Source organism: Bradyrhizobium sp. SZCCHNR1051 (assembly GCF_032489615.1).
In the GTDB taxonomy this organism is placed as follows: Bacteria; Pseudomonadota; Alphaproteobacteria; order Rhizobiales; family Xanthobacteraceae; genus Bradyrhizobium.
On sequence record NZ_JAUEYJ010000002.1, the window covers coordinates 328,958 to 348,261 of the forward strand.

15 protein-coding genes are annotated in these 19,304 nt (G+C 66.1%); 4 read left to right on the forward strand and 11 right to left on the reverse strand.

Annotated elements, in window-relative coordinates; all coding sequences use genetic code 11:
- Positions 1-104 precede the first annotated feature (104 nt).
- Positions 105-1,760, forward strand: a complete 1,656-nt coding sequence (locus tag QW868_RS03480) for a DUF882 domain-containing protein (protein ID WP_316229926.1) — start codon at positions 105-107, stop codon at positions 1,758-1,760.
- 156 nt (positions 1,761-1,916) lie between these two features.
- Here QW868_RS03480 and QW868_RS03485 read toward each other — a convergent pair whose 3' ends face one another.
- Together QW868_RS03485 and QW868_RS03490 are read right to left on the reverse strand one after the other, a co-directional pair.
- A complete protein-coding gene (locus QW868_RS03485) occupies positions 1,917-2,192 on the reverse strand; it encodes a DUF2312 domain-containing protein (protein WP_008961835.1) in 276 nt (91 codons plus the stop codon).
- Positions 2,193-2,482: 290 nt separating this feature from the next.
- Positions 2,483-2,779, reverse strand: a complete 297-nt coding sequence (locus QW868_RS03490) for a DUF1244 domain-containing protein (RefSeq protein ID WP_316229927.1) — start codon at positions 2,777-2,779, stop codon at positions 2,483-2,485.
- A 200-nt stretch (positions 2,780-2,979) separates the two neighbouring features.
- Between QW868_RS03490 and QW868_RS03495 the strand changes: the two genes are divergently transcribed.
- Both QW868_RS03495 and pyk read left to right on the forward strand, forming a co-directional pair.
- Positions 2,980-3,576, forward strand: a complete 597-nt coding sequence (locus tag QW868_RS03495) for a DUF1036 domain-containing protein (protein ID WP_315736328.1) — start codon at positions 2,980-2,982, stop codon at positions 3,574-3,576.
- A complete protein-coding gene (gene pyk, locus QW868_RS03500) occupies positions 3,573-5,009 on the forward strand; it encodes a pyruvate kinase (protein WP_315736327.1) in 1,437 nt (478 codons plus the stop codon). The genes QW868_RS03495 and pyk overlap by 4 nt, the downstream gene beginning before the upstream one ends.
- Positions 5,010-5,015: 6 nt before the next feature.
- On the opposite strand, the gene QW868_RS03505 is transcribed toward pyk, so the two are convergent.
- From QW868_RS03505 to QW868_RS03515, 3 genes are all read right to left on the reverse strand, one after another.
- Complete coding sequence (locus QW868_RS03505; RefSeq protein ID WP_316229928.1) at positions 5,016-6,629, reverse strand: glycosyltransferase family 87 protein; 1,614 nt, start codon at positions 6,627-6,629, stop codon at positions 5,016-5,018.
- Between the two features lie 131 nt (positions 6,630-6,760).
- Positions 6,761-7,435, reverse strand: coding sequence for a helix-turn-helix domain-containing protein (locus tag QW868_RS03510; protein ID WP_315717573.1), 675 nt, complete (start codon positions 7,433-7,435; stop codon positions 6,761-6,763).
- Between the two features lie 158 nt (positions 7,436-7,593).
- The gene (locus QW868_RS03515; protein ID WP_316181061.1) at positions 7,594-8,820 is read right to left on the reverse strand and encodes a glycosyltransferase family 87 protein; all 1,227 of its coding nucleotides are present in this window, start codon (positions 8,818-8,820) and stop codon (positions 7,594-7,596) included.
- A gap of 177 nt (positions 8,821-8,997) precedes the next feature.
- Here QW868_RS03515 and QW868_RS03520 point away from each other — a divergent pair, with 177 nt between their 5' ends.
- The gene (locus QW868_RS03520; protein ID WP_316181060.1) at positions 8,998-10,203 is read left to right on the forward strand and encodes an alpha/beta hydrolase family protein; all 1,206 of its coding nucleotides are present in this window, start codon (positions 8,998-9,000) and stop codon (positions 10,201-10,203) included.
- A gap of 209 nt (positions 10,204-10,412) precedes the next feature.
- Here QW868_RS03520 and ftsH read toward each other — a convergent pair whose 3' ends face one another.
- The 6 genes from ftsH to QW868_RS03550 form a co-directional block, all read right to left on the reverse strand.
- The gene (gene ftsH / locus QW868_RS03525) at positions 10,413-12,329 is read right to left on the reverse strand and encodes an ATP-dependent zinc metalloprotease FtsH (RefSeq protein ID WP_315777758.1); all 1,917 of its coding nucleotides are present in this window, start codon (positions 12,327-12,329) and stop codon (positions 10,413-10,415) included.
- A 235-nt stretch (positions 12,330-12,564) separates the two neighbouring features.
- Entirely contained in the window at positions 12,565-13,638 is a 1,074-nt protein-coding gene (gene tilS, locus QW868_RS03530) for a tRNA lysidine(34) synthetase TilS (protein ID WP_316229929.1), read from the reverse strand.
- A 62-nt stretch (positions 13,639-13,700) separates the two neighbouring features.
- Positions 13,701-14,744, reverse strand: coding sequence for a tol-pal system protein YbgF (ybgF, locus tag QW868_RS03535; RefSeq protein WP_316229930.1), 1,044 nt, complete (start codon positions 14,742-14,744; stop codon positions 13,701-13,703).
- Positions 14,745-14,946: 202 nt separating this feature from the next.
- Positions 14,947-15,441 (reverse strand): peptidoglycan-associated lipoprotein Pal, encoded by a 495-nt coding sequence (gene pal / locus QW868_RS03540; RefSeq protein ID WP_316229931.1) that lies wholly within the window; start codon positions 15,439-15,441, stop codon positions 14,947-14,949.
- A 279-nt stretch (positions 15,442-15,720) separates the two neighbouring features.
- Complete coding sequence (locus QW868_RS03545; RefSeq protein ID WP_315736318.1) at positions 15,721-16,443, reverse strand: N-acyl amino acid synthase FeeM domain-containing protein; 723 nt, start codon at positions 16,441-16,443, stop codon at positions 15,721-15,723.
- Between the two features lie 362 nt (positions 16,444-16,805).
- Positions 16,806-19,145, reverse strand: coding sequence for a putative bifunctional diguanylate cyclase/phosphodiesterase (locus tag QW868_RS03550; protein ID WP_315736317.1), 2,340 nt, complete (start codon positions 19,143-19,145; stop codon positions 16,806-16,808).
- Positions 19,146-19,304: the final 159 nt, after the last annotated feature.

Consider the following 19,304-nt stretch of genomic DNA (forward strand, 5'->3'; position numbering starts at 1 on the left):
TATCCCTTAACCATCCCGCCTTAGGTAAGCGTTTCCTCTCTCTTCCGCCGGACGGGCCGCAAGAGGGTCATCGAGTAAACGCTCGTCGACGGGGTGGCTGCATCTTGCTGTCTGTTTTCGCGCGCCAATCTGTTTCGCTCACGAGGGCGGGTTGGAAGGCTGGATGCCAATGCGGGCTGGCGGCGCTGCTGCTGCTCATCGGCGCCGGCTCGGTGCATGACGCGGCGGCGCTGAATGAAACCCACACCCTCTCCTTCCACCACACCCATTCCGGCGAGGACCTGACGGTCACCTTCAAGCGCGAGGGCCGCTATGACGAAGACGCGCTGAAGAAGCTCAATCACTTCCTCCGCGACTGGCGTACCCAGGACGAGACGGTCATGGACCGCCGCCTGTTCGACATCCTCTGGGAGGTCTATCGCGACGTCGACGCCAAGCAGCCGATCCAGATCATCTCGTCGTACCGGTCGCCCGCCACCAACTCGATGCTGCGCCGTCGCTCGGCGCATTCCGGGGTGGCGCGGCACAGCCAGCACATGCTGGGCCACGCGATGGATTTCTACATTCCCAACGTGCCGCTGGAGCAGATCCGCTTCGCTGGCCTGCGCCTGCAGCGCGGCGGCGTCGGCTTCTACCCGACTTCCGGCTCGCCCTTCGTGCACCTCGACACCGGCAACATCCGGCACTGGCCGCGGATGACGGCTGACCAGCTCGCCCGCGTGTTCCCGGACGGCAAGACCGTTCACGTGCCGAGCAACGGCGTTCCTCTCAAGGGCTATGAGCTGGCCAAGGCCGAGATCGAGAAACGCGGCAATGGCGATGACGCGTCGTCCAGCCGCCCCAACCTGTTTGCACGGCTGTTCCGCGGTCGTCCGAGCGAGGATGACGAGGAGTCTGGCGAGAGCGAGGGCAAGGCCGACGCCAAGCCGGTCCAGACCGCGGCACTCGCCGCGAAGCCGGCTGACAAGAGCTCCGACAAGGACGGCCGGACCGTCGAGCGATCGGTGGACAGCAAAGCCGCCACCACGCGCGGCAAGATCGCCAATGCCCTGCAATTGGCCTCCGCGGATGCGCAATCTGCCGCTCAGCCCGCGGCGACCAAGCCCGAGACGAAGTCCGAAACGACAAGCGCCGTCGGCAGCAAATCCAGGGACGGCGCGCCGCAGAGCGTCGCCGACATCATCAATTCGCGCGGCTTCTGGGGTGACAATCCCGGCACGCCGAAGCAGGCCACCCCCGAGCAGGTTGCCGCGATCACGGCGCGCCGTGCGCTGTCATCGATCGATCAGCAGCAGACCGCAAGCCTGATGCAGGCCATGGCCTTCGCACCCCCGGCCTCCTCTCCGCTCGATCGCGCCAATGTCGCCTCCACGGCCCCCATCCCGGTGCGAAACTCCCGCCCGGCGACCCGCAGCGTCGCGCCGGTGCCTGAGGCCGCCCCCGCGGCCGCGAAGAACGGCCAAGGTCAGGACGGCGCCATCACGATGGCGACGCGAATCTCGGCGGCCAAGGCCCCCGATTCGACCTGGATGCGGGCCATCATGCTGACGCCGAGCGCATCGTCATCGATGTCCGTGACGAAAATGGGCGACGTGGACCTCACCGTGATGCGCAGCTATTTCGTCAAACCGCAGGTCGCGCTGGCGATGAGCTTCACCGCCGAGCCGACGCCGGGACTGAGCTACGATCAGTTCACAGGGCCGGCGATCATCAAGCTCGAAACCAAATCCTTCGCCATGCGCGCGGCAGCCTTGCGCTGACGCCGCGACAGCCGGTTCGTCGTTCTCCTCGGCATTGACGAGCTGGAGTGCAGCGTCGATGGCCGCATGCCGCCGGCGCGCCGAGGCGAACCGGGAGAAAGCGAATGCCCCGTCAGGGGCAGCCGAGGTCTGCTCCAGGTGAGCGAGGCCGGCTGCTCAGATCATTCCGAGCGCCTGCATATAGGTCTCGAGGATGCTTTCCTCTTCCTGGCGCTCGTTCGGGTCCTGCTTGCGCAGCCGGATGATCGTGCGCAGCGCCTTAACGTCGAAGCCATTGCCCTTGCTCTCGGCGTAGACGTCCTTGATGTCTTCGGAGATCGCCTTCTTCTCCTCCTCGAGACGCTCGATCCGCTCGATGATCGACTTGAGCTGGTCTACGGCAAAGCGGGTCGCGGGCGAGTCGTCGTCCTTCGCGGCGGCGGAGGTGGCCATCTGATACTCCTGAGCGGAACTCGTGTGTCCAAGGAAGGCGCCAAAGGGCGCTACATGTTCGCCGCGACCCTCAAATCTGGCGTGCCCCGCGTCAAGGCGACATCGTCCTCATCCACAGAGCGGCCCACATCTTGTTGGCCTGCGCAGCGTGAAGCCCACAGAAGCCGGCCGCGCCACTTGTGTTTCGTCGCCATCCTGCGCAGGACCCGATTCGCCTTCGAAGCCCCTGCCAAGTCTGGGCTCGCGCGCGAAAGGCAGTAAAGCGCGTCTCCTGCGCGCTCGTTTCGGAATCAGTGGCCCGGATGCGCCTTCTTGAAGGCTTCGCGCTGCTCGGCGCTGGCCTCGCGCTGGTACTTCGCCTTCCATTCCTCGTAAGGCATGCCATAGATCGCCTCGCGGCTCTCGTCCTTGGTCATCGGCGCCCCCTGGGCGTCGGCGGCGTCCTTCAGCCAGTTGGAGAGGCAGTTGCGGCAGAACCCCGCCAGATTCATCAGATCGATGTTCTGAACGTCGGTTCTGGTCCGCAGATGCTCGACGAGCCGGCGAAAGGCGGCGGCTTCGAGTTCGGTCCGGGTGGTGCTGTCCATCGTCATCTCTTTGTTCCCTGTTCCGCGCCATGACGGATGTCTGCTATATAATGAGGCTTCGTCGCAGATTTGGCCATATCGCAGCGCCGTCAGGAGGAGCGAGGCGCTGGATCGCAGCGGCTTCGCACGAGATCGTCATGGCGTTGACAGCCGCAGCCAAGCCCAGCGACATCGTTCAACGGTTGATATAGCGTCGCGCAATGATCCCCAAAATCTCCTCTCTCCTGCATCGCAATCCCTTCCGCCCTGGCTACGGACTGCTTTCGCTGCTTGGGCTGGCCGCGCTCTGTCTGTCGTCCACTCCGGCGGCCGCCGATTTCCGGCTCTGCAACAACACCTCCAGCCGGGTCGGGATCGCCCTCGGCTACAAGGACGCTGAAGGCTGGACCACGGAAGGCTGGTGGAACGTGTCGTCACGCAGCTGCGAGACCCTTCTCAAGGGCACGCTGGTGGCGCGCTATTATTACATCTACGCGCTCGACTATGACCGCGGCGGTGAATGGTCGGGACAGGCCTTCATGTGCTCGCGCGACAAGGAATTCACCATCAAGGGCACCGACAATTGCCTGGCTCGCGGCTTCGACCGCACCGGCTTCTTCGAGGTCGACACCGGCGACCAGCGCGCCTGGACGGTGCAGCTCACCGAGGCCAATGAGCAGCCGGCGCAGCAGCGCGTGCCCGGAATTCCCGGTACGTTGGGACCCGGAGGCAACGTTCCAGGTCTGCCCAATGGGCCGCAAGGTGCGCCGCCGGCAGCCGCACCGGCCCTGCCGCCAGGGCAAGCACCCAAGCCATGAGGCGGCTGCGACGCATCAAGATCCTCGCGACGCTCGGCCCCGCCTCCTCGGACAGCGCGATGATTCGCAAGCTGTTCGAGGCCGGGGCCGACATATTCAGGATCAACATGAGCCACACCCCGCACGACAAGCTGCGGGAGCTGGTGACGACGATCCGCAGCGTCGAAGCGAGCTACGGCCGCCCGATCGGCATTCTGGTCGATCTCCAGGGTCCGAAGCTCAGGCTCGGCACCTTCGCCGACGGTCCGGTTCAGCTCAACAACGGCCAGAGCTTCGTGCTCGATTCCGACAAGACACCGGGCGATGCGACGCGGGTCCATCTGCCGCATCCGGAAATCCTGGCCGCCCTGCAGCCGGGACATGCGCTGCTGCTGGATGACGGCAAGGTGCGGCTGATCGCCGAGGAGACCTCGCCAACCCGCGCCGTCACCCGGGTCGTGATCGGCGGCAAGATGTCCGACCGCAAGGGCGTGAGCCTGCCGGACACCGACCTGCCGGTCTCGGCGATGACGCCGAAGGACCGCGCCGACCTCGATGCAGCCTTGAACATCGGCATCGACTGGATCGCGCTGTCCTTCGTGCAGCGCGCCGACGACGTGCTGGAAGCCAAGAAGATCATCCGCGGCCGCGCCGCCGTGATGTCGAAGATCGAGAAGCCGCAGGCGATCGACCGGCTCAACGACATCGTCGACGTCTCCGATGCTTTGATGGTGGCGCGCGGCGACCTTGGCGTGGAGCTGCCGCTGGAGCGCGTGCCCGGCCTGCAGAAGCAGATGACGCGGCTGGCGCGCCGCGCCGGCAAGCCGGTGGTGGTCGCGACACAGATGCTGGAATCGATGATCCAGTCGCCGGTGCCGACGCGCGCCGAGGTCTCCGACGTCGCCACTGCGGTCTATGAAGGTGCCGACGCGATCATGCTGTCGGCCGAGTCGGCCGCCGGCAAATACCCGGTCGAGGCGGTCTCGACCATGAACCGCATTGGCGAGGAGGTCGAGCGCGACGTGGTCTATCGCTCGGTGATCGCGGCGCAGCGTCCCGAGCCGGAATCGACCGCGGGCGATGCGATCGCCGAAGCCGCACGGCGGATCGCCGAAAATCTCGATCTTCCTACGATCATCTGCTGGACCTCGTCCGGCTCCACCGCGATCCGCGTCGCGCGCGAACGGCCGAAGCCGCCGGTGGTCGCGATCACCCCGAACCTGGCAACCGGACGCCGCCTGTCGGTCGTGTGGGGCGTGCACTGCGTGGTGGCCGAGGACGCGCGCGACCAGGACGACATGGTCGAGCGCGCCGGCTCGATTGCCTTCCGCGACGGCTTCGTCCGCGCCGGACAGCGCGTCATCATCGTCGCCGGCGTGCCGCTCGGCACACCCGGCACCACGAACATGGTGCGCATCGCCTATGTCGGGCCGTCGAGCGACGCCCATATCTGAGACGACCTATTGGGTCCTATCGATCGCGCCCAGTCCGGCCGTGGACGGGGGCTTGGCCCGCGCGATCACCGGACAGGCCTCGATGGCAATGCCGGCAGCGCCGGGGATGCGCTCGCAGCCACGCGACGCATCAATCTGGAGATCATAGTCCGCAAGCACCTCGAGCCGCGGCGGGTTGTCGGCCGGGCTCTTGGAGAAATACAGCGCCCACACGCCTCCCGGCAGCGGATTGGCCAGGCCGTTGCGAACCCGGCGGTCCAGCACGCCGCCGGACACGATCGGCACCACGAGCTCGGACAACTGATAGACGCGCGAGCCCTGTGGCAGGAACGACGTGACGTAGCCGAGCGGCTTCTGCAGCAGCAGGAACGTCGCGGAACGCTGCAGGTCCGCCGCGAGCTGCGGCCGGTAGGGATCGGACCATGGCCGCCGCATCCAGTCGGTCGGCTGCGACGCCAGCGCGATGCCGAGCGCGGCCATCACCGTGACGGCCTGCGTCATCCGCCGCGGTGGTGACGCGACCGGCCCAGCGTCTGCACGCCAAGCATCGACCAGGCGGATGAGCAGCAGCACGATCAGCGGCGCCGACAACAGCTCGAGCGGCATCAGATAGCGCTGGATCGAGAAGGCCAGCATCCACAGGACGTAGCTGAGCCAGAAGAAGATCAGGAGGCGCCGGTCGCGCAGCGGCAGCACTTCACGCCGCCGCCACAGGCCGGTGACGATCAGCGCGATGAGCAGCACGGTCACGACGGCGAAACGCGGATCGCGGAACGGCCATTCCGACGAGGGATGCTTGCCGATCACCCAGTAGAACGGATAGGCGAGCGCATCGAGCAGTCCCTGCGGCATGAAGCGCGTATCGACGATCGAGGCCTGCGGCGCTTCGGGCGAGCGGAAGATCGTGTTGTAGAATGGAAACAGCGGGCTGCCGTAGTCGCGCGCCATCTTCAATGCCCACGGCCCCGCGGTCACGATCACGCCAGCCGAACTGCCCGCGCCGAATGCGACGATCGCGCGCCACGGCCGCGCCACCAGCAGCAGCGACACGCCCGCTCCGACCAGAAACGTCGCATTGGTGAGCTTCAGTCCCGTGGCCGCGCCGATCAGCAGGCCAGCGGCGACGAAACGTCGGCCGCGCTCATCGTCCTCCCCGAAGATCAGCGCGATGCCGGCGAGGATCGGAATGGTCGTGAGAATGTCGGCGAAGCTGGTGCCGACCTCGGACAGCGCCATCGGACTGAGGGCAGCGATGATGAGCGCGGCGCTGAGCGTGAACGCGTCAGCCGCGCGCCGGAGCAGCACGCGCGCAACCCAATAGACCAGCGCGAGATTGAGGCCGTGCAGCGCGCCCAGCGCGACGCCCCACCACGGCGCATCGAGCCCGTGGCGGACCGCGTAAGGCAGCAGGTAGATCAGCGGATTGAGGAAGCTCTGAAAGCCGCCAGGCGCGACGTCGATGTCGAAGCGGCCATGCAGCAGCGCGAAGCCGGCATAGTCGTGATAGTTCTGCCAGTCCCAGTTGATGTCCTCGCCGGCGAGATATGCATAGACAGCGCCGGCGGCGGCCGATCCGGCGATGACGAGGCGCGTCGCCAGAGGGTTGCGTGCAATCGACATCGTCTGAGGAGGCACCTGGAGTGGGGCAAGGCGGTGCTCTCGCGGCACGCCAGCCTCACCATCGCCGCGACGGGTGAATCCTTGCTTAAGCGCGGCCTTGCGTCCCAAGGGTAAGGCATGGGCGGCGCGGACTACGCGCCGACCAGGCTCCTGACCGGCAGCACGGCCTGCACGACGAGACCGCGCGCACGCGCATCCATGACGCCGACCGCGCGCAGCGCCAGCAGGGTGACCGCCTGAACGGTGTCGCGGAGCTTGGCAGGGTCGTCGGGATTCTCGGTCGCCAGCGGCCCTACCAGCGCCTCGTGCAGCGCGCCGAGCAGCGCGGTCGCGGCCAACTGGGTGTCCTGCGCCGGAAGATGGCCGGCACGGACGGCCGCGTCGATCCGCGAGGCGATCTCGCCGACGATCTCGCGGCGGCTCGCGATCCGTGACGCCGTCACGTCGACGTCGACCGGCTCGGCCAGGATGCCCCAGGCGAGCTTGCGCTGCGACAGGATGTGCACTGCGACCGTGGACACCGCGGCAGCCAGCGCCGAGGATGGACCTGGCGCGGCATCGGCGGCGCGCCGGACGGCGGCCAGCTCATCGCGCGAGACTTCCGCGATCAGCTCCGAGATCAGATCCGCCTTGGAGGGAAAGTAGCGATAGACGGTGCCGGCTGCGACATTGGCCCGGATCGCCACCGGGGCGATCTGGACGGCAGACATGCCGCCTTCCGCGGCGGTTTCGCGGGCGGCAGCCAGAATCGCGCTGCGGCGGGCCGCCAGCCGCTTCACGACCTGATGGGTTCGCCGATAGACCATGGCGTTTCTCGTCCCGGACGCGCTCGTCCAGGGCACCCGGCGAACGCTGGTTCAGTGTTTTTGGAGGATCGACCTCACAAATGGCTGGGAAGAACTGAACACTTGTTCACGAAGGAAGACAAGGGAAATCATGACCCTGCCCGGCCCCAACCAGTGTGTCAGGCGCTCGCGAGCGCCGCCGCGGCGGGCGCCGGCTGCCGACGCCACCACGAGCCGGCGCGCGCCAGCACCAGGCCGGCCAGGATCAGATTGGCCGCAAGCCCGAGCGGAATCCCGGACAGCATGAACGTGATCTGAAGCCCCGCGATGCCGCCGAGCGCGGGCAGCTCGTAGCGGCGAAAGCCCTCGGCGAGGCCGATCCGCACCAGCCATGCCACCGCGATGGCCTGAACCATCATGTCGTACATGAACAAATAGGGCGTCGTCAGCAGCAGCCCGACGGCCAGCGCCGCCGCCTTCAGCGCGTAGCGCACCGGGCTGCGCCACAGCGTCACCAGCACGACCGCAACGACTGCGGTCAGCACCCATTGGAAGGTCCAGCCAAGCGCTTCCGAGCCGCCGAAATAGCGCACGAGCGAAAACAGGCTCTGCAGCTTCCACCAGGTCGCCTTGCCCTCGGTCAGGAACGCCTGCGAAAACATCGGCAGCCAATGCAAGAAGGCCTGCCAGCTCTCCGGCCCGAAGGCGAGCCATGACAGCAGCGCCAGAACGATGGCGGTGACGCTCGCAGAGACGAAGGCTGTCCAGCGCTGGGTGGCGATCAGCACGATCGGGAAGAGCAGGCCATATTGCGGCTTGTAGGTCAGGAGCCCAAGACAGATCCCCGCCAGCACCGGCCGCACCGGCAGCAGATAGAGCGTGCCGCCGACAAGCGCCGCGGTGAGGCATCCGTTCTGCCCGACCAGCGCGTTCGAGAACAGGGCCGGAAAGCCGGCAGCGAGCAGCAGGCCGAAGCCGCGGCCGACGATCGCGCGCATCGCGAGCGCATAGGGAACAAAGCTGGCATAGACCCAGCCGACGAAGGCGAGCGTGTAGGGAAACTGCGCCAGGAACGCTGCGACGAACAGGAACGGCGGCGGATAGTGCCAGGCAAAGTAGCCCGGGAAATCCTGCCGCAGCAGGTCGAGCTCCACCTGGCGCTGCACGTCCCAGTCCCAGGCCAGCGCCGGATGTCCCTGCAGCGCCAGCTTGCCGGCCGCCCAGACATTAACGAAATCGGTGGGAATGCCGAGACCCGCCTGGTCCCAGATCCAGGTGCCCGACCACAGCCCGGCCGGGAAGAACGAGGCGTTGATGCAGGCGAGCGCGAAGCAGGCCGCGAACAGGCCGAGCGGAACGTCACGACGCTGCGATGGCATCGCGGCGGCATCAGGATTGTCAGCCATCTGGACCTCGCCCGCGCCTGCATGGGCGCCTCCCGATCGAGACATAGGCGGGGACGCTTGAAGAAGGCTTAAGCGTGGGCGACGGCGCGCGACCGCCGGCGCCGCACCGATTGTTTACGCGCGATCTGTATCGCAGGAGTCCGAATGCAACCAGCGGCGGCAGGCCGGGGAGATCCCATGTTCGTTTATCGCGCCCTCATCGCGCTGCTCGTCTGCACCATTTGGCCGGCCGCAAGCCGCGCCCAGGACAAGGGTCCGGTCCGCGTCTCCTCCGACGTCAGCTATGAGTATCTGGCCCGCTGGGACGTCGCCCGGCTGAACACCATCCTCACCGTCGATACGCCGGAATTCGCCGGCGTCCCGGTGACCTACACCCCGGCCCGCAACGCCGTGCGGCTCTATCGCGTCACCTATGCGTCCGTCGTCCCCGAGCGCGGCAACAAGCCGATCACGGCGAGCGGCCTGCTCGCGGTGCCCGAGACCGGCGAGACCAGCCTGCCGATGGTGTCCTATCAGCACGGCACGGTGTACGGAAAGCAGGAGGTGCCGTCGTTTCCGGAGCAGTCGCCCGAGACGCAGCTGATGATCGCGCAGTTCGCAGGACAAGGCTATCTGCTGATCGGCGCCGACTATTTCGGAATGGGCATCTCGACCGAGCCGGAAGGCTACATGGTGAAGGCCAGCCATCAGCAGGCCACCTACGACATGCTGCGGGCGAGCCGCGCCGTGCTCGACCAGATGAAGCTGACGAGCGCCAGGCTCGACATCGCCGGCTGGTCGCAAGGCGGCTTCGTGACCATGGCCTTTCTCGAGAAGCTCGAATGCGCCGGCGTGCAGGTCGCGGCAGCGGCGACGGCGAGCGCGCCGGTCGATGTGTTCGTCGCGCTGAACGGCTTCCTGAACTTCCCGCGCAAGAACGACGCCGCCTGGGTCAATTCGCTGTTCATCCTGTCGGCGTTCGCGTTCGAGAACTACTATGCGGTGCCGGGGCTGGCGCGCTCGGTGATCAGCGACAGCTATTACGACGTCGCCCGCAAGGCCTATGAGCGCGAGCCCTTCAACGTCGCCGACGTCCCGACCGATCTGCACGAGCTGCTCAAGCCCGACTATTTCGATGCGCAGTATTTCGCGGCGTCGGCCTACGGCCGCCTGGTCGCGCAGACGCAAGCCTATCGCTGGATCATCAAGACGCCGGTGCGCAACTATTACGGCGAGACCGACGAGGCGATCTCGACCGGTCTCGGCCAGCTGGCGATGACCTACCAGCAGGCGATCGGGGCCGGCAACAGCAAGGTCGAGGCGGTGTCGACGGGGCCGACCAGCCATCGCGGCACGTTCGCGACCGCCGTCCCGCAGTGGAAGGCCTGGTTCGACAAGCCGTGATGCGCGGCGCTGGAGGCGGTCCGCGGCGCGGCAACTCGTCAACGAAAGACCTGACAAACAGAACGCGCGCCCACCGCGCGCGAAACGGACTGCCGCCGGCCCGACTCCAAACAAACGAAAAGCCCGGCTGTAAGCCGGGCCTGTCGTCTCTCTCGATCTTCCGGATCAGATAGGCTGACCGTCGGAAGTCCGTTGCATATCACCCTGGCTCACGCCTGCGGCTGTGGCTCCAGGCCCGGATCGGGCCGCGGCCGCGGCTTGCCGGCCGGCGGCACGGCCGACGCGCGCGGCGTCGACGGCTCGACCGCCGATTCGCGGTTCGGCTTCTTGCCCTTCAGGAGGTCGTTGATCTCCTCGCCGGTCAGCGTCTCGTATTCGAGCAGCGCCTGGGCGATCGCTTCCCAGTCATCGCGCTTCTCGGTGATGATGCGGCGCGCCTCCTGCTCGCCGGCCTCGATCAGGCCGCGAATTTCGGAGTCGATCAGACGGGCGGTATCGTCGGAGATGTTGGTCGAGCGCGCCACCGAATGACCCAGGAAGACCTCCTGCTCATTGCTCTGGTAGCGCACGCGGCCGAGCTTGTCCGACATGCCCCATTCCATGACCATCGCGCGGGCGAGGTTGGTGGCCTGCTGGATGTCGCCGGTGGCGCCATTGGTCACCTTCTCCGCACCGAACTTCTGCACCTCGGCCTCGCGGCCGCCGAACATCATCGCGAGCTTCGAGACGCACCACTCACGCGTATGCGAGTGACGGTCGGCCTCGGGCAGCGACTGCACCATGCCGAGCGCGCGGCCGCGCGGAATGATGGTGGCCTTGTGGATCGGGTCGTGGCTCGGGACGTTGAGGCCGACGATCGCATGTCCCGCCTCGTGATAGGCGGTCAGCATCTTCTCTTCCTCGGTCATGACCATCGAGCGGCGCTCGGCGCCCATCAGCACCTTGTCCTTGGCCTCCTCGAACTCGGACTGCGTCACCATCCGCTTGTTGCGACGAGCGGCGGTCAGAGCAGCCTCGTTGACAAGGTTCATCAGGTCGGCGCCGGAGAAGCCGGGCGTGCCGCGGGCGATGGTCTTGAGGTTGACGTCCGGCGCCAGCGGCACCTTGCGGACATGAACCTTGAGGATCTGCTCGCGGCCGATGATGTCCGGGTTCGAGACCACGACCTGGCGGTCGAAGCGGCCGGGACGCATCAGGGCAGGATCGAGCACGTCGGGCCGGTTGGTGGCCGCGATCAGGATCACGCCCTCGTTGGCCTCGAAGCCGTCCATCTCGACCAGCAACTGATTGAGGGTCTGCTCGCGCTCGTCATTGCCGCCGCCGAGACCGGCGCCGCGATGGCGGCCGACGGCGTCGATTTCGTCGATGAAGATGATGCAGGGCGCGTTCTTCTTGGCCTGCTCGAACATGTCGCGGACGCGGCTGGCGCCGACGCCGACGAACATCTCGACGAAGTCAGAACCCGAAATGGTGAAGAACGGCACGTTGGCTTCGCCGGCCACCGCACGCGCGATCAGCGTCTTGCCGGTGCCGGGAGGGCCGACCAGCAGCACGCCGCGCGGAATGCGGCCGCCGAGCCGCTGGAATTTGCCGGGATCGCGCAGGAATTCGACGATCTCCTGCAGGTCCTGCTTGGCCTCGTCGACGCCGGCGACGTCCTCGAACGTCACCCGGCCGTGCGCCTCGGTCAGCATCTTGGCGCGCGACTTGCCGAAGCCCATCGCCTTGCCGGCGCCGCCCTGCATCTGCCGGGAGAGGAAGATCCAGACGCCGATCAGCGCGATGAAGGGCAGCCACGACACCAGCAGCGACACGAACCACGGCACGTTGTCGCCGGGCGGCTTGGCCTGGATGTTGACCTTGGCGTCGTACAGGCGCTTCACGAGGTTCGGATCGCTCGGCGCGTAGGTCTGGAACGACGAGCCGTTCTTGAAGGTGCCGTGAATCTCCGGCCCCTGGATCACGACGTCGCGCACATTGCCCTGATCGACCTCGGTCAACAACTGCGAGAAGTTGATGTCGGTCGAGGACGCGCGTTGCCCCGGGTTCTGGAAGAGTGTGAACAGCGCCAACAGCAACAGGACAATAATGACCCAAAGGGCGAAATTGCGCAGATTGGCGTTCATCGATTTTCCTTCGTGGTCGCGCGGATCGCGGCCGTTCGTCCTCGGACTCATCCCTGGGTAGCCACGAGGGAATCCCCCGGTCGACCGTCTCGTAATCTAGGTACCACTCGCGGCAATGCCAAGGGAACTAGAAAGGACTATTTATCGCATCCTAGCCCGATTCCCGCTCAAAAAAAGGCGCGGGAAACCGCTGCCAGGGCCGGTGGTTAAGGGTCCGCGAAAGCGACGAGCCGCTTCAAGTCGCGCCCGACCGCCGCGGCGGCGCGGGCGTGATGCGGATCGCGCCTCGCGTCATGCTTACCAGTGCACCAGCCAGGGTCTGTTTTAGCCTGCCCGGAGCAGACGTACCACCATCTGCGTTCCCCGCAAGAGTCCGGTCCAGTCGCGCCAGCAGCGCCTCGGCCTTGCCGAGTTCCACGGGACCTTCAGTGCCAATGCGATTGATGGCGCGCATCAGCAGCCTCAGTCTGATTTCTGCCGGGAGTGCGACAAAGGCGCGCGCCTCGAAGGTCTCGCCGTGATCCGCCTGTCCGGGCCCGGTGCCGGCCGCTCGCAATGCGAGATAGCGTTCGGCGCCATCCGCCATCAATTCGATCGCGGCATTGGCCCGTCCGAGCCGGTCGGCCAGCGTCGCCAGCGTCCGGGCATCGCCGCCCTCGGCGGCCAGAGCCGGCATCAGGGCGCGCAGCCGCGGCCGGGTGAAGGCGGGATCTTGATTGGTCGGATCATCTGCGAAGGGGATCCCGGCCGAGCGCAGCGTCGCCACCAGCCTGGCCTTGGTAACGTCGAGCAGAGGCCGCGCCAGCAACAGCCCTTCACGCTCGCTGAGCGGTGCCATCGCCGCGAGCCCCGCAATGCCGCTGCCACGCAAGAGCCGCATCAGCACGGTCTCGGCCTGGTCGTCACGGGTGTGGGCGGTGACGACGTGTCCGGCGCCCTCCTGCCGCGCCGCGCGCGCCAGCAGGCGGTATCTTGCCAAGCGCGCCGCTTCGGGAATCCCGGTGTCCGGCTTCTCATCGTTCCAGCGCAAGGTCCGATGTGGAATTGCGAGCCGCCGCGCGGTCTCCTTCACCATGCGGGCTTCACGGGCGGAGTCGCGCCGCAGAGCATGGTCGACCGTCACAGCCACAAGGCGCGGCCCCTGCGCAAGCCCCGCGCGCCACCGCGCCGCGAGCCACATCAGAGCCATCGAATCCGGACCGCCCGATACGGCGAGCACCAGCACGGGCGCCGCCGAAAGCGGTGCGAACAGGCGCTCCGCTTCGGCGGCGGAGATCGCAAGATCATCTTCGGAACCGGCCTTCGACATGGCGCCGCAGCCTACCCGCCCCGTCGGTCGTAAGCGAGAGGCCTACCCTCGCCCGGGGGCGTTCAGCACTTCACCCGCTTCTGCTCGCGATCGACCGTCGCCTTCACGCCCGCCGACGCGCGCGGATATTTGCGCGTCACTTCGCCGAACGCGGCGCAGGCCGCCTCCTTCTCCTTCAGCGCGGCCAGCGACTGGCCGAGCCGGAGCAGCGCATCCGCCGCCTTGCCCGACTTCTCGTATTTCGTCGTCACGGCGAGGAAGACCTCGGCGGCATCGCGATATTGCTGACGCTGGTAGAAGCTCTCGCCGAGCCAATATTGCGCGTCGCCGACCATCGGATCGTTCGGATATTTCTGGGTGAAGTTGCGCATCGTCTGCTCGGCCAGCGCGTAGTCGCGGCGCTGCATGTAGCCGATGCCGAGGTCGTATTCGTCGCGCGGCGTCTGCCGCGGCGGCGCGGTCTCCAGTCCGCCAGCGCCCGGAGCGGCGGCCGGAGCGGCGGCCGGCGGCGCACCCTGGGGATAGCGACCGCCCGTGTTGGCGAGAGTCGTGGGATCGCCGGCGGGACGGCCGGCGGCCTGGCCGCCACCCGGCTGGATCGGCAACTGGCCGCCGCCGAGCGCTTGCGGGGCGCCGGGAGCCGTCGGATTCTGGCTCGGATCGAACGCATCGCCGCGGCGGCCCCGGCCAGGGGCCGCGGGCTCCTGGACGATTTGCACCGGCGCGCCGGCCTGCGGCTGCGCATAGCCCGGCTGCTGCTGGGGAGAGGCCTGTTGCGGCTGGCCGTACTGCTGCTGGCCATAGGCCGGCTGTGGAGGCTGGCCGTAGGCGGGATTGGCCTGCGCCGGCGCGGCCGCGCTCGGCTGCGCCGCGGCGGCGCCGCCGGGCGCTGCGCTCTGCAGTTGCCGCAGCCGCTCCTCGAGCTGGCGATTGCGATATTGCAGCTCCTCGTTCTGACCGGTCAGTTGCCGGAGCTGGTTTTCGAGCCGCTGGATCCGGATCTCGGGATCATCGTCGGTCTGGGCGAGCGCCCGCGACGAAAATGCCTGGCACGAGAAAACGACGAGCGCTGCGAGGATCGCGGCGGCGCTCCGTGGAAGAAACATGAATGACATGCTGCCCTGACGACCGGATCGGCGAGACATTGAAAACAGGCCTGTGAGCGAGGCTGTAAAGCAGAAATGCGATAGAGACAAATGACGTTCAAGCGAAGACAAGACCAAGCCCGGACAAGACCCGCCGATCACATACAACGAAGCCGGCGTCGATGGGCGACGCCGGCTTCATCAGCAACGGATTCGTTCAGCTTTATGAACTGGCGTTCAGGACCGTCACCGCACGGCGGTTCTGCGACCAGCACGAGATATCGTTACAAACCGCCACCGGCCGCTCCTTGCCGTAGGAGATCGTTCGCATGCGGCCCTGGTCGATGCCGCGCGACACCAGGAAGTTGCGGACCGACTGCGCGCGCCTCGCGCCCAGTGCGATGTTGTACTCGCGGGTGCCGCGCTCGTCGGCATGGCCCTCGATCGTGAAGGAGTAGCGCGGATAGCTCTGCAGCCACTGCGCCTGCTTCTCCAAGGTCGCGATCGCCTGCGGCGTGAGATCGGTCTGATCGCTCTCGAAGAAGACGCGATCGCCGACATTCACGACGAAGTCCTGCTGGCTACCTGGAGTCGCAGCGCTGGCCATCGCCCCGTCGGCCCCGGTGAGATTCCTGTTGGCGCATGCGCCCATCGACAGCGCCACGGCGAGCACGGCGGCCAACTTCAATCCCTGGAGGATACGCATCTGATATTTCATTCCCGGAGCCTCCACGCTCACGTTCTTAGACTGCCATCCGGTCTACAGGGCGATGGTTAAGCGAACGTTCCGTCAACCTTGATGGGGTCTTGCCGAACCCCGTCAAATGCTAACGAAACCCGAAAAGCGACCGCGATGGTTAATGGGTTGTAAATGTGGCGCCAGGGTGAAGGCAAGCGGCGCGACGCCTGCAGCAGGGCGCTTTTTCGCTGAATTTTGCATCGGGGCCACGGTGTGAACCGGCCAGACGGCCGAGCTGGCCCCGATATCGGCCGATGATCAGCCGGCCTTCGCGACCGCCTGAATCCTGAACGAATCAGTGAAGGCGTCCGGCGCGGGACGATCGAACAGCATCCGCCGTTCGAACGCGCTCGAGCGCATGAACGGAAAGCGCTGGAACACGCGATCGCGGATCGAAGGGTAGTGCGCCGCCACCAGGCCGACCGGCTTGGTGAGGCCGGAGTAGAGCCGCGGCTCACCCCATGGTTCCTGCAGGAACACCTTCTTGTAGAAGGCGCGATGCTCGGGGCGGACGTTGGCGAGACCGATGTCCGCATTGAAGTGGGCGCAGGCGACGTAGCCGAGCCGGACCGTCACATAGGGAAGCGCCGGAAACAGCCGCGCCTTCTCATGGTCGGCGACGAACCGTGTCGGGTCGATGATGACCTTCCCGCGATCAAGCTCGGGATGCAGCAAGTCGGCGAACATGTCCGAGGACAACGATCGGCGCCATTGCGAGTTCACGACGCTGATGCGGATCGAGCTGTAGAGCTCGCCATTGACGTAGACGCCGAAGATGAAGCTGTTGGGAAGATCGTCATATTCGTCGGTGACGCGTTCGCTGGGCGACGGCAGGATGGCGCCTTCACGCAGATAGGCGCGGTAGCGCAGCCGATAGATCTCGTCCTTGTCCTCAACAGTCAGCGCCAGTCGATAGTCCACGTTCTCCAGCACATCCGACTTCTGTTCAGCAACGGCACTTACTCTAGCCGCCGACTTCATCCGCAACCCCTTCTCACACAACTCCTACGAGCAGTATGAGCTTAACAGCGGGTTAATGCCGACGCAAAGCTTTCGGCGGTACAAAGTTAACGGCTCGCAGAATCCCGGAGGCGCAACCGTGACTTACGGGATTGGACGCTGCACCGGACGGATTGCTTCGGATCACTTGCGTGTCAAATCGAAACGGATTCGCTTGGTAGACGCGCGCAATGTTTCCGAATGGTGCGACGTGGGGTTGTCACATCGCCATTCACATGCGAGCCACGCTCGTAGAGAGGACCGGCGGGATGCTACGCACAGAGCTCGCCTCCAGCGCCGGTCGATCTTCGCGGCACGTCCGCATCAAGGCGGAGGTCGGGTGATCATGCGATCGAACGTGTCCCGCCGGCGGCCGCGATCGCCCCGTCGCTCGAACGGCGCCCATGCGAGGCATTCAGGAGCTGTCGGATGCGGATTGCGGGGACAGGCCGGCTGAACAGATAGCCCTGCGCCTCGGTGACCGTGCCGTCGGCGCTGACCAGTTCGAGCTGCTCGTTGGTCTCGATGCCCTCCACCACCACCGACATGCCGAGATCGGCGGACAATCTTGCGACACCGCGCAACAGGGTCAGCGGCCGATCGCTGTCGATGCCTTCGAGGAAAGAGCGATCGATCTTGACCTTCTCCAACGGGAAGTTGTGCAAATAGCTGAGGCTCGAATAGCCGGTGCCGAAATCATCGAGCGAAATACGAACCCCGAGCATGTGCAGTTGCGACAGCACATCGTGCGTGAGCTGGGTGTTGCGCAACAGCGAGGATTCGGTGATCTCGATCTCGAGCCGATGTGGCGGCAGCCCGGACACTTCGAGCGCGTAGCGGACCTCACTGAGCACATCGCGCTGATGGAACTGCTGCGGCGAGAAGTTGACGGCGACGCTGACCGCATCCGGCCATTTCATGCATTCGAGGCAGGCCTTGCGCAGGATCCAGCGGCCGAGATCGACGATCAGGCCCATGTCCTCGGCGACGGGAATGATGTCGACCGGCGAGACCGTGCCGCGCACCGGGTGGTTCCAGCGCAGCAGCGCCTCGCAGGTCGAGATCTTGCCGGACTTCAGATTGACCAGCGGCTGATAGAACAGCTCGAACTCCTCGTTCGCCAGCGCCTTGCGCAGATCGAGCTCGAGGATGCGGCGCGCCTCGACCGTCTGGGCGAGTTCGTCGCGGAAGAAGCAGAAGGTGCCCCGTCCCTCGGCCTTGGCGCGGTACAGCGCCATATCGGCGTTCTTCAGTAGCGTGTCGGCGCTGATCCCCGGCCCAGTCATGGCGATGCCGACGCTGGCGCCGATCTCGACCAGATGATTGTCGATCTTGTAGCGCTCGCTGAGCTGGTCGACGATCCGGCGCGCCAGCATGGCCGCGTCATCGTTGGAGCGGATGTTGCGCTGGAACACCACGAACTCGTCGCCGCCGAAGCGCGCGACGAAGTCTTCCGGACGCAGCATGTCGCGCAGGCGCTCGGAGACCGCGCAGAGCAGTTGATCGCCGCAGGGGTGGCCGAGCGTGTCGTTGACCTGCTTGAAGCGGTCGAGATCGACGAACAGCAGCGCGGACAATTCGCCGTGCCGCTGCGGAATCCTGAGCAGCCGTTCGATCTCGTCGCGGAAGCTGACGCGGTTCGGCAAGGTCGTGAGCTCGTCGTAGCGCGCCAGATGCGAGATGCGCGCCTCCGCATGCCGGCGCTCGGTGATGTCCTCGAGAAGGACCACGGCGCCGCCGTCGGCCATCGGCTGGAAGGTCCAGGACAGCGACCGGTCGCGCGCGACGTCGGGATCGCTGGTAATGACGTTATGGGTCTTGGTGTGCTCGATCTCGGCCAGGATCAGCCGGCCGCTCGAAGCGGAGATCGAGCCTGCGATCACGCAGGCGTTGATGATGTCGGCCGCCTTGCCGCCACGCTGCAGGATGTCATCCGGCAGGCTCATCATGTGGCCGAAGCGATGGTTCATCACGGCCAGACGCCCGTCGGAGCGGAACATGCACAGGCCGTGCGGCATGTTGTTCAGGGCCGTATCGAACTGCTTGGCCAGCGCAGCCTCGCTTTCGCGCGCCACGAAGGCCTGGACGAAGATCCTCTGCAGATTGGTCGAGATATGTTTCAGCGACACGAAGAACAGGACGCAGAACGCCGCCATGCCCAGGTAATAAGGGCTGCCGTGGATCGCGAGAGCCACTGCAAGCGGTCCGCAGGCGAGCAGGATCTGGACATGGAATATCCAAGGCCGCCCGTAGGTCCGGCCGGCGCCCGCCGACATGTAGCAGAGCGTCACCGTGATCGCGATCAGGTGCACCACCGGGTCGCTGTTGTCGACAAGGGCGACTACGCACCACACGCCGAGCACCAGCGCATAGATCATGGCGCCGATCTGGTAGCGAACCTCCCAGCGCTCGACCGCCTCCTGCGTGAGGCGACCGTTGTCGCAGAGGCTCCGATAGTAGCGCATGTCGAGCGAACGGAACGCCCCTGCGATGATCAGCATCGCGGCACACGGCCACAGATTGACGTCGCCGCTCTTGATCGCGGTCATGACGGCGGCGACGGCGGCGCAGAGTGCGCCGGCGAACATCGGGCCGGGATCCTGGAAGAGGGAGTCGACGAGAGCCGCCTGGATCGCAGGCGACAACTTTCGATCGTCTTCTCCATTCTGAGTGGCAAGCTGCATTCGTGCGCACGCGTCCTGTTCGGTGCACAAACATTACCGCTCGCAGGTGAAGTCTTTCTGAGGGAACATCGTTAGCGGAGCGTTTCCGCGCTCGCGAAATGCACGAATTCGCTCGAAAATTCAGAGAACTAGGCAAACACTACCCGGCTACTACAACTA